We start from the raw sequence: 8,978 nt of genomic DNA, 5'->3' as shown, positions 1-8,978 counted from the left end.
ACCATCGGCTGTATCCGCTCAGCAGCGCCGATTAGCGCGCTTTCGGGGAAGTCGTGTGCGGTAGCCATCACAACCCTCCCGCCACGATCCAAAGCGGCAGAGCCACCAGAACGAGAAAGATCGTCACCGCTTCAAGGCGGGTCAGCGTTATGCTGTCCCGGCCATTGCGAAGGGCGTTGGTGATCTTGCTAGAAGCCATCATACCTGCTCCTGTGATGCTGAATCTCATCCGCGCCCTGCCCCCGATAAGAGGCAGGACAGGGGGAGATCAGGCTGCGACCGTATTCACGACTGGTTCTTCGGCTTTTGGAAATGGGCGGCCCTCGCCTTCGCAAATGGCCAGCAGAGCGGCTTTGTACTTGCCCCAGAACTCCAGCGCGGGTCGGCCATCCATCGCGAGGATCGCCCGATCATCGAAATCGCGCCATTCCTCGATCCCATGAAGCTGGCACCCGATGGCCATCTGGTAATCAGTGATGGTCACATTCCAGCGCAGGCCGGAAACCACGATAGGGGTTTTCGACGCATCGCCGGAGACCTGCGCATCGCCGGAGACCCGCGCATTGCCGTAGACCTGCGCATTGCCGTAGACCCACGCATCGCCGGAGACCCACGCATTGCCGTAGACCCACGCATCGCCGTAGACCCACGCATTACCGGAGACCCGCGCATCGCCGGAGACCCACGCATTACCGGAGACCCGCGCATTGCCGTAGACCCGCGCATTGCCGTAGACCTGCGCATTGCCGTAGACCCACGCATTACCGGAGACCCGCGCATTGCCGTAGACCTGCGCATTGCCGGAGACCCGCGCATCGCCGGAGACCCGCGCATTGCCGTAGACCCACGCATCGCCGGAGACCTGCAAATTCTTCTCGGCCTCAACATATCCGCCAAGATCACCAACGGACACGCCCATTGCGGCAATTGCGACCAGCGCCCGGATGCGGAACAACGTCCGGCCATCCCAGCTTTTCACGGTATCGTTTTCGAGAAGTTCGTACTTTGCGTTTGCCACGGGTCTCTTCCTCCTTCGGCGTTTATTAGGCGACCATGACTAGCGTGGCGGACGAAAGGCAGCGGGCGACAATCACCGCAGCGCACTCTTCGGCGCTGGGGAACTCGCAGGCAGCGTCATACCCGACCGCATCAATGCAGGCGTCGAGCAGGCGATTGCTGGTCTGGATGTAGCCGCGCGGATCAGCGCAGGTTTCGAAGTCACCCATGCGATGCAGGCTGCTCAACAGCCCGTCGATGGTTTCGAATTGCGCGAGAGTGATCTGCATCTCTTCCTCCTTCGGCTTGGCCGGTAGGAGGGGTTAAAGCACATCCATGTGTGCTTCGCAAGAGAAAAAGCACATGTGCATGTGCTATTTTTAAAGGGGCGCGAGAATCACACGATTCTTGGGCGATAGTCCCCTATGACGAGACCAATGATCTCGATGCGCTCAACGTCACCGCCCGGATGATCGACATCAACTGGCGTTTGAAATTCGGGATCGTCCGATTGCGGCCAAAGCCAGCGTTTGCCGTTCCGTTCCTGGAAAAGCTTTACCGTCGCCTCGACCAGCCCGTGGGCGGAATAGCTGTAAACAATGACATGATCGCCATCACGCGGTGGCCGGGCATCGAGCATGGGCACCCAGATAACCACTGCGCCCTCTTTATATTCGCGATTCATTGAGGTTCCGCGCACTTCCAGCGCTCTGGCCCTATTCTTAAAGCGGGGCGGCACTGGCACATCAACATCGTACCAGTCGCTGCGTTCCCATTCGACCGCTTCCCTGAAATAGCCTGCCTGCACGTGTCCCATCACCCAGATCGGCGCGGGTGTCGCCGGTTCCGGGGCCTCTCCACTTATTTTCCAAGAGGGCACATTATAGACCCTAGCCAGCTTCGCATAGGTCATATGATCCAGCCCGTCGCTGTGACCGTTCAGGAAATTGTACAGCGCATTCTTGGACACGCCCGCCGCCTTCGCCCACTGCTGGACGTTGGTGCCGAAATCCTTGATCGCCTTGCGGAGAAGGTCGCGCTTCTGGTCGGGTGTCATGCCGCCGCGAATATCAGAGCGTAAGCCCATGCTGATGTGTTTTTCGTCTTGAAAAGCACATCCATATGTGCTTTCTAGCAGGGCATGGTTCACGACATCATCAACCGGGTCCGCGAGACCCTGAAACAGCCGGGGATGTCCAAGCATAAGCTGGCATTGATGGCTGGATTGCACCGCAACACCTTGCGCGAAGCAGATGCGGAGGACTGGAACCCATCCGCGTCCACGTTGGCTGCCCTTGAGCCGATTATCATGTCGGCAGAACAAGGACGGGCAGCATGAGGAAGCTTGACGTTAGGCCGATCAAGGTTCGCCTCATGGAGCGTATCTCTGTCGAGGGTGAATGCTGGTTCTGGACCGGAACGATAAACCCGAAGGGGTACGGCTCGCTCTCGGTTCGGGGTCGGTGCAACCTGGCGCACAGGCTGTCTTACGAGGCATTTTGCGGCCCAATCGGTGACGGCCTTCAAATCGATCACCTGTGTCGCAACAGGGCTTGCATCAATCCTGACCATCTTGAAGCAGTGACCGCTTCTGAGAATTGCAAAAGGGCTGCACCGTTTCATCCTGGCAGCAGGCCTCGAACGCACTGCCTGAGAGGTCATGAATTTGCAGGTGATAACCTTTTTGTAGGCCGTGGAGGTAAGCGATATTGCCGGGCATGCTGCCGCATACGTGAAGCTAGCCGCCGCCACTACCGCCCCACCAAGCAGGCGGATGCAGCATGAGCGGGATGCCCCAGAACTGGAGATCGTAAATGAGCGACATTGAAATTCGCCTCGAATGCCTGCGTCTTGCGAATGCTGGCTTTGGTGAGCGGCCAGAAGACATCGTGGCCCGCGCCCGCGCCTACCACGTCTTCCTGACAGGCAAGAGCGACCAGACGCCGCGCCAGATCATAGACGCGGCGCTGGATAAGGCGGGTGTCAGTCGTGATTGAACCCGGCGACCGCTTTGAGGCAGCGGCCATAGAGTTCAATAAGCTGGGCGGGCGTTTGCCGCGTTCCGGCTTCGGTACTCTGCTGCCTAATAAGGCGCAGGAGGTCAAGCGCCACCCCCTCTTTACTCGCTGGCACCGGAAAGTTCGTAACGCGCACATCGTCAGCCATCGTGATTCCTTTCGTGGTTGTTTCGCAATCGCCACGATGACCGAAGCCGCTGGGGAGTCAATCTCCAGCGGTGGAGGCTCAAGCCTGTGAACCACCCTCTCCACAACCTTCCCAATAGCAACGAGACCAGCACGGCGGGTCGCAGTTCCGTGCTGGTCCCCTGCGCGCTGATAGCTGGGTCGCATCGCTTCCAGTTCAACGCGCAATTCTTCGCAATCGAGGACGGCAGCCCACGATGGGACATGCGCGTCAGAAATGCCTTGGGTCGCAAGGCAGGCACCGGGGCGGTCGACACCCCCCTTTCCGGTCGTCCCGGCGCCAATGTTTCCGAAATTCCTCATAACGGGAGCGACATGTAATGTTGCAGCGCAACCAAATCCGTCAAAAAAATCCGCCGTCAAAGGCGAGTGTGTCCGCCGCACTGGCGCAGGACTGGACAGGCGTGTCGGCTCGTGTCGGCAAGTCCACTTTGGCCGATACGATCGATGCAGACGTGAAGACCGTCAACCGCGCCATCACCGGAGAGAATGTCCCGGAGCTTCACAAGGCAATGGCGAGCCTGCTGGCGGACCCTCATGCCCTTGACCGGGTAACAGCGCTCTACGGCTTCCGCATGGTCCCCATGACGGTTGAAGCGGCCAACGACATGACGACCATCGCGAGCCTGTCCTCGCTCGTGTCGCAATTCTGCGCGGCGCTGGAAGACGGTATCCGCGATCACCGCGAAACCTGCCAGCTTGCCGACAGCATCCGCCCTCTCATGCTCGCCCTGTCCGCCATCGTGGAGCAGGCCGACAAGATCAGGAGCGTGGCATGAACATGCGGCAAACAACCTTCGCATTTACACCAGCGAAAGAGGACCGTCTGCGCCGCTGTTATGACATCATCTGTCGTGCAGCCGACGCGAACCAGCCATGCCCCAGCAATCAGGACATGGCGGACATGCTAGGGCTGTCCCGCGCTGACAAGGCGTCCGGCTATGTCGCCCTTCTGGAGACGATGGGCTTCATCACCGTGCAGCGCGGCCGGAAAAACCGCGTTGTCGTCATCAACAAGACGGGCGCCCGTACTGCCGGGATCGCGACCCGCAAGCCTTCATCGGCATGGTCGGATGATTTCGACGCGATCCTGATGGATGGGTTGGCAGAAGGTGTTGGCTTTACGGCCATCGGCAAGATGCTCGGGAAGACCAAGAACGCCTGCATCAGCCGCTTCAACAAGATTCGGGCGGACATGGGGTGGCAGGCGGCATGATCATCCTCCGTCCGTATCAGGAAGCGCTCCTCAACGGCGCCAGGCAGGGTTTCCGGGAACGCAAGCGGGCGATCCTTTTGCAGCTTGCAACGGGTGGCGGCAAGACCGTCTCGGGGTCGAAAATGATCGAAGGCAGCAGTGCCAAGGGGCTCGTCTGCTGGTGGCTGGCGCACCGCCGCGAACTCATCACGCAGACCTCAAAGACCTTTGCCGCGATGGGCATTCAGCACGGCATTATCGCCGGCGGCCATTCTTCCGACCCCCATAAGCGCGTTCAAATTGGCTCTGTGCAGACAGTAGCGCGCCGCCTCGACTGCCTCCCGCCACCGGATCTTATCATCTTCGATGAATGCCACCATCTCGGCGCAAGCCAGTGGCAGAAAATCTTTGATGCATTTCCCGATGCAAAGATCGTTGGCCTCACAGCTACCCCGTGGCGGCTTGACGGCAAAGGTCTGGGGAACTGGTTTCAGGAGATGGTGAACGGTCCCACTGTCGCTGAACTCATCGCGGAAGGAAGTCTGTCCCGGTACCGGCTATTTGCACCGACGCAAATTGATACCGCAGCCATCAAGATACAGGCCGGCGACTTCAAAAAGGATGATTTGGCGTCCGTCATGGACAAGCCCTCCATCACTGGTGATGCGGTTCAACACTACAGGAAACTCTGCAACGGCAAGCGGGCCGTCGCTTTTGCGGTCAATGTCGAGCATAGCCAGCACATCGCTGCTCAGTTCAACGCCAATAGCATTCCCGCCGAGCATGTCGACGGCAGCATGCACAGTGATGCCCGCGATGCCGCCATTGCCCGCTTCATCGCCGGCGAAACCCTTGTCCTGACCAACTGCGAGTTGTTCGGCGAGGGTTTCGACGTTCCGGCGATTGAAGCGGTCATTCTGCTGCGTCCCACCAAATCGCTGTCACTCCATTTGCAGCAGGTCGGCCGCGCGCTACGGCCGGCACCCGGCAAATCCGAAGCCATCATTCTCGACCATGCCGGCAACAGTATGGTCCATGGCTTGCCTGATGATGACCGGGAATGGTCTCTGGCTGATCGAGAAAAGCGCAAAAAGGACGAAAAGGCGAGCGTCACGATCAAGACATGCATGGAGTGCTTCCATGTCTACCGACCTGCGCCGAAATGCCCTCAGTGCGGTCAACAGCCTGCCTCACAAGGGCGGGAGATCGAACAGCGTGACGGAGAACTGGCAGAGGTTGATGTTGCCGCCAAGCGCAAGGAGCAAAGGCGTGAGGTAGGCAACGCCCGCACCCGGGAAGACTTGGAGAGAATCGCTCGCGAGCGCGGGTATAAGCCGGGCTGGGTGAACGCGATCATGAACGCTCGGCAGGGCGGCGGCCTCGCCGGGAGGCGTTACGCATGAGTGTCATCCATGACGACCTTGTGCGGTCGATCCGTCTCTACCTTTCGGGCATTGGCGCGCTGTCGATCCATGTCGAAACTCCCGGCCTGTTGTTCGACAAGAACGGCCGCCCGGTAAAGATCGGCAAGAAAGGGCGTCTTGATATTTGTTCCTGCGTAAAGGGGCGGTTTGTCGCCATCGACGCGAAGATTGGGCGGGACCGGCTCAAGCCAGACCAGCAGAAGTTTGCTGACGCTGTTACGCGCGCGGGTGGCATCGCTTTTGCGGCGTGGTCTGTGGATGACGTTGCCAAAACTCTGGCGGCGGAGGGCCTGGCATGAGACACCGCGACATCATCGACGTCAACCAGCCTAACAAGCCGTTCTTCGACGCCATCGCGGCCGACGCTAGCGATGCCATCACCACTTATGTCCGCAAGGGATGCTTAGGTGAAGCCATAGCCTACCAGCGCCAGCTGATCACCACGCTCGACGCCATGATCGGCGACACGATCGGCACCGCATGGCGCAAGGCCGTTCGCGCGCAGTTCCGCGACCCGCGCGCCGCGACCCGCTGGAAGGCGAACGCGCTGGACCTCAATCCCAACGATCCACACCTGTCGATCGCGCTCAATTCCATGGCTGCGATGAAGGTGGACGATGCTTGGCGCCTTGCCGTGCCGCTGCCCCTGCCCTGCCCCATGGGCCCAAAATATGCCGAGCCAGAGGAGATTGTCCTGATACATTCGGAAACTGGCGAGGCGCGCATCTATGCCGACGAGGGGCCCTCCCTGATCGAGCCGCTTTATGTTGATCGCTTCACTGTTCATGCCGATGCCCGCGTCTGGGCCCGCGAGATAGCGACATTCTCGATCGAGTGGTTCTACAATTGCGAGAACGCGCGCAAAATCGCCAATATCACGCCGGAATGGACTGGCTACGCGCCGTCTGCGCTGGCCATCGGCGCAATCGACAAAATACGTTGGCCGCGTGTCACGACGATCACCGCTGGAACCGGCATCGATGCCGCCGCGCTGAAAAAGGTCATCTTCCGGCAGGCACGGCTTACCCATGTCAATGCTCCCCTTAGTGTGGCGAGGGCGGCATGATGAGCAATGTTGTCGAGTTGAACGCGTGGCGCCACCACCTCGATATGGGCGAGAAGGGGCCGAAGAAGAACCTTACTAACTTGATGGTTCATCTAAGGTTTCTGCCTGGGCTTGGAGGCCAGCTTCGCTTCAATGATCTGACCGGGAATATCGAGTGGAAGGGGCGCGATCTTCGCGACACAGATTACATCGATATTCGGATGCAGATTGAGGCGGCAGGCTTTGACCCTAAAGCGCAGGACGTTCCGATGGCTGTCCTGCGGGTTGCGGAGGATAGCCGGTTCAACCCGGTAGCCGACTATCTGAACGGCCTTAGCTGGGACGGGAAGAAGAGAGTATCCACATGGCTGCCCTCCATCTTTGATGCGGACGATACGGACATCAATCGCGCCTTTGGGCGCATGTTCCTGATCAGCGCCGTCGCGCGCGCGCTCAACCCGGGCGCGAAGGTTGACACGATGCTGATCCTGGAAGGTGAGCAGGGCATCCGTAAATCGTCTGCGGTGGCTGCACTGTTCGGCCAAGATTTCGTCATGAACGGCCTGCCTGGCTTCAAAGGCCAAGAATCGGCTCTTGCCTTACAAGGCAAATGGGCGGTTGACCTAGGTGAACTTGGTGGGTTCGGAAAAGCCGATATCCGAACCATCAAGAATTTTCTAACTTTAACGGTTGACAATTACCGTCCATTGTGGGGGCGGCATTATATTAATCGCGCGCGCCGCGTTGTGTTCATTGGATCAACAAACGAGCATGATTATTTGCGTGACCCGACTGGTGCTAGGCGGTTTTGGCCTGTTTATTGCAGGTCGGTAGATTTAGAGAAATTGATTGCTGTTCGCGATCAGTTATGGGCCGAGGCTGTCGCGCTCTATAGCGCCGGTGAAAAATGGTGGATCGATCGCGGTTCTGACCTTGACCTTGCAGCCAATGAGATTCAATCTGAGCGCTTCCAGGAGGATGCTTGGGCGCCGGATATCGACGCCTTTGTCAATTCTCCGGAGGTCCAGATGCGCGGTTGCGTGACGGCTTCTGAGGTTCTCAAGAAGCTGAATGTTCAGGTGGAGCGGCGTGACGCCAGTACGGAGATGCGCGTCACGAACCATCTGACGCATCGCGGGTGGGAGAAGGCGCGATGCCTGCGACATGGGCTGAACGTCAACTGGTGGTTCCCGCCTGGGTGCGCGCCAGAGACGCGGAAAGGGAGGAAGAAGGGGTGATTTTCCATCCTGTTTTCCAACCTTTTTCCAACCTTTTTGGCAGGGGTTGGAAACATTATCCGTCTGAAAACAAAGGCGGATTTGGAGACTTTCCAACCTTTCCAACCAAAAGCTGGTTCTTACGCACATACGCGCGCGTGCGCGTAAATTTACTTATTACGTTGGAAAGGTTGGAAAGTAGAGGGGAAGCCCTTGGGTTTGTTCGGTTTTTTTCTTCCAACCCCCGTTGGAAAATTTCCAACCCCGACCTTGGAAAATTCAACCTCAACGGAAGGCTGCATATGAGCGCTGACACAAAGACCACAACCATCATTCCGGCGCATCCTGGATGGTTCGTGCTCTATCCCAGCATGTATGAGAATGACCGGGCGTTCGATAAGGCTGACCTCCATCCCATCATCGCGTGGCGCGTCGAGACGACAACCTTCCAGCTCATAGGAGGGGATCGCAAAGGCCAATTCCAGAGCAACGATGATGCCACTCCAGTTGTGGCGGGCGGCCTTAGCTCCGATTGGATGGTCGTCACGCCCACAGGCACCGTGGAAGATCCTCACGTCGCGACATATGACACGGTCGAGAAGGCTATCGAGGCCATCCACAACGGCAGTCGTTACGCATGATCCGCGAGACGCCACACCACCGTGCAGGGCGGAATGGTCAGGAATGAAAGCCACCTCTCCCCGCCCACAGCCTACATTTGCTGGCTCCTTGCTGTTGACCGCACCCGGGAACAGGCGGGGAAGCAGGCGCGGGAGTTGGGCGTTGATCTCAAGGCTGCGGAATACTGGTGGCGCAATGTACGACGCCGCTGAAGGAGATGAGTGATGGGGAACGAATTAGCCGTCTGGGCTGAACGCAGGCCACAGAGAACGGAAA

Annotated in this window: 15 protein-coding genes; 11 read left to right on the top strand and 4 right to left on the bottom strand. The window is 58.7% G+C overall.

Annotated features, from left to right (window positions below; translation table 11 throughout):
- Nucleotides 1–67: 67 nt before the first annotated feature.
- The 4 genes from K7W03_RS28145 to K7W03_RS28275 all read right to left on the bottom strand — a co-directional run bounded on the left by K7W03_RS28145 (nucleotide 68) and on the right by K7W03_RS28275 (nucleotide 2,146).
- Nucleotides 68–202: a hypothetical protein gene (locus tag K7W03_RS28145; protein ID WP_264319090.1), complete on the bottom strand. Its 135-nt coding sequence runs from the start codon at nucleotides 200–202 to the stop codon at nucleotides 68–70.
- A 66-nt stretch (nucleotides 203–268) separates the two neighbouring features.
- Nucleotides 269–1,018: a hypothetical protein gene (locus K7W03_RS25600; protein ID WP_222887703.1), complete on the bottom strand. Its 750-nt coding sequence runs from the start codon at nucleotides 1,016–1,018 to the stop codon at nucleotides 269–271.
- A gap of 25 nt (nucleotides 1,019–1,043) precedes the next feature.
- Nucleotides 1,044–1,286: a hypothetical protein gene (locus tag K7W03_RS25595; RefSeq protein WP_222887701.1), complete on the bottom strand. Its 243-nt coding sequence runs from the start codon at nucleotides 1,284–1,286 to the stop codon at nucleotides 1,044–1,046.
- Nucleotides 1,287–1,393: 107 nt separating this feature from the next.
- Nucleotides 1,394–2,146: a LexA family protein gene (locus K7W03_RS28275; protein WP_198147439.1), complete on the bottom strand. Its 753-nt coding sequence runs from the start codon at nucleotides 2,144–2,146 to the stop codon at nucleotides 1,394–1,396.
- Between K7W03_RS28275 and K7W03_RS25585 the strand changes: the two genes are divergently transcribed.
- The 11 genes from K7W03_RS25585 (at nucleotide 2,138) to K7W03_RS25535 (ending at nucleotide 8,722) form a co-directional block, all read left to right on the top strand.
- Entirely contained in the window at nucleotides 2,138–2,335 is a 198-nt protein-coding gene (locus K7W03_RS25585; protein ID WP_046762873.1) for a helix-turn-helix domain-containing protein, read from the top strand. The two genes, K7W03_RS28275 and K7W03_RS25585, sit on opposite strands and share 9 nt — an antisense overlap.
- On the top strand, nucleotides 2,332–2,781 hold the full coding sequence (locus tag K7W03_RS28400) for an HNH endonuclease signature motif containing protein (RefSeq protein WP_222887699.1): 450 nt from the start codon (nucleotides 2,332–2,334) through the stop codon (nucleotides 2,779–2,781). Before K7W03_RS25585 ends, K7W03_RS28400 begins: the two co-directional genes overlap by 4 nt.
- A gap of 29 nt (nucleotides 2,782–2,810) precedes the next feature.
- Nucleotides 2,811–2,993 (top strand): hypothetical protein, encoded by a 183-nt coding sequence (locus tag K7W03_RS25575; protein WP_222887697.1) that lies wholly within the window; start codon nucleotides 2,811–2,813, stop codon nucleotides 2,991–2,993.
- Complete coding sequence (locus K7W03_RS25570) at nucleotides 2,986–3,252, top strand: hypothetical protein (protein WP_222887695.1); 267 nt, start codon at nucleotides 2,986–2,988, stop codon at nucleotides 3,250–3,252. The genes K7W03_RS25575 and K7W03_RS25570 overlap by 8 nt, the downstream gene beginning before the upstream one ends.
- A gap of 319 nt (nucleotides 3,253–3,571) precedes the next feature.
- Nucleotides 3,572–3,979, top strand: a complete 408-nt coding sequence (locus tag K7W03_RS25565) for a hypothetical protein (RefSeq protein ID WP_222887693.1) — start codon at nucleotides 3,572–3,574, stop codon at nucleotides 3,977–3,979.
- A gap of 182 nt (nucleotides 3,980–4,161) precedes the next feature.
- The gene (locus tag K7W03_RS25560) at nucleotides 4,162–4,416 is read left to right on the top strand and encodes an SANT/Myb-like DNA-binding domain-containing protein (RefSeq protein ID WP_222887691.1); all 255 of its coding nucleotides are present in this window, start codon (nucleotides 4,162–4,164) and stop codon (nucleotides 4,414–4,416) included.
- Nucleotides 4,413–5,798, top strand: coding sequence for a DEAD/DEAH box helicase (locus K7W03_RS25555; protein WP_222887689.1), 1,386 nt, complete (start codon nucleotides 4,413–4,415; stop codon nucleotides 5,796–5,798). Before K7W03_RS25560 ends, K7W03_RS25555 begins: the two co-directional genes overlap by 4 nt.
- Nucleotides 5,795–6,118: a hypothetical protein gene (locus K7W03_RS25550; protein WP_222887687.1), complete on the top strand. Its 324-nt coding sequence runs from the start codon at nucleotides 5,795–5,797 to the stop codon at nucleotides 6,116–6,118. Before K7W03_RS25555 ends, K7W03_RS25550 begins: the two co-directional genes overlap by 4 nt.
- Entirely contained in the window at nucleotides 6,115–6,885 is a 771-nt protein-coding gene (locus tag K7W03_RS25545; protein ID WP_222887685.1) for a hypothetical protein, read from the top strand. Before K7W03_RS25550 ends, K7W03_RS25545 begins: the two co-directional genes overlap by 4 nt.
- The gene (locus K7W03_RS25540; protein WP_222887683.1) at nucleotides 6,882–8,102 is read left to right on the top strand and encodes a virulence-associated E family protein; all 1,221 of its coding nucleotides are present in this window, start codon (nucleotides 6,882–6,884) and stop codon (nucleotides 8,100–8,102) included. The genes K7W03_RS25545 and K7W03_RS25540 overlap by 4 nt, the downstream gene beginning before the upstream one ends.
- Nucleotides 8,099–8,722, top strand: coding sequence for a hypothetical protein (locus K7W03_RS25535; RefSeq protein ID WP_222887681.1), 624 nt, complete (start codon nucleotides 8,099–8,101; stop codon nucleotides 8,720–8,722). Before K7W03_RS25540 ends, K7W03_RS25535 begins: the two co-directional genes overlap by 4 nt.
- Nucleotides 8,723–8,978 lie beyond the last annotated feature (256 nt).

It is taken from the genome of Sphingobium sp. PNB (assembly GCF_019873065.1).
Taxonomy (GTDB): domain Bacteria; phylum Pseudomonadota; class Alphaproteobacteria; order Sphingomonadales; family Sphingomonadaceae; genus Sphingobium; species Sphingobium fuliginis.
The sequence above is the reverse complement of the archived record's forward strand: the minus strand, read 5'-3'. Positions and strand labels throughout refer to the sequence as shown.

What these genes read in the sequence shown, in the direction of transcription:
- K7W03_RS28145 (WP_264319090.1), bottom strand. Translation starts at nt 202, where the DNA reads ATGATGGCTTCTAGCAAGATCACCAACGCCCTTCGCAATGGCCGGGAC.
- K7W03_RS25595 (WP_222887701.1), bottom strand. Translation starts at nt 1,286, where the DNA reads ATGCAGATCACTCTCGCGCAATTCGAAACCATCGACGGGCTGTTGAGC.
- K7W03_RS25585 (WP_046762873.1), top strand. Translation starts at nt 2,138, where the DNA reads ATGGTTCACGACATCATCAACCGGGTCCGCGAGACCCTGAAACAGCCG.
- K7W03_RS28400 (WP_222887699.1), top strand. Translation starts at nt 2,332, where the DNA reads ATGAGGAAGCTTGACGTTAGGCCGATCAAGGTTCGCCTCATGGAGCGT.
- K7W03_RS25575 (WP_222887697.1), top strand. Translation starts at nt 2,811, where the DNA reads ATGAGCGACATTGAAATTCGCCTCGAATGCCTGCGTCTTGCGAATGCT.
- K7W03_RS25560 (WP_222887691.1), top strand. Translation starts at nt 4,162, where the DNA reads ATGGGCTTCATCACCGTGCAGCGCGGCCGGAAAAACCGCGTTGTCGTC.
- K7W03_RS25555 (WP_222887689.1), top strand. Translation starts at nt 4,413, where the DNA reads ATGATCATCCTCCGTCCGTATCAGGAAGCGCTCCTCAACGGCGCCAGG.
- K7W03_RS25550 (WP_222887687.1), top strand. Translation starts at nt 5,795, where the DNA reads ATGAGTGTCATCCATGACGACCTTGTGCGGTCGATCCGTCTCTACCTT.
- K7W03_RS25545 (WP_222887685.1), top strand. Translation starts at nt 6,115, where the DNA reads ATGAGACACCGCGACATCATCGACGTCAACCAGCCTAACAAGCCGTTC.
- K7W03_RS25540 (WP_222887683.1), top strand. Translation starts at nt 6,882, where the DNA reads ATGATGAGCAATGTTGTCGAGTTGAACGCGTGGCGCCACCACCTCGAT.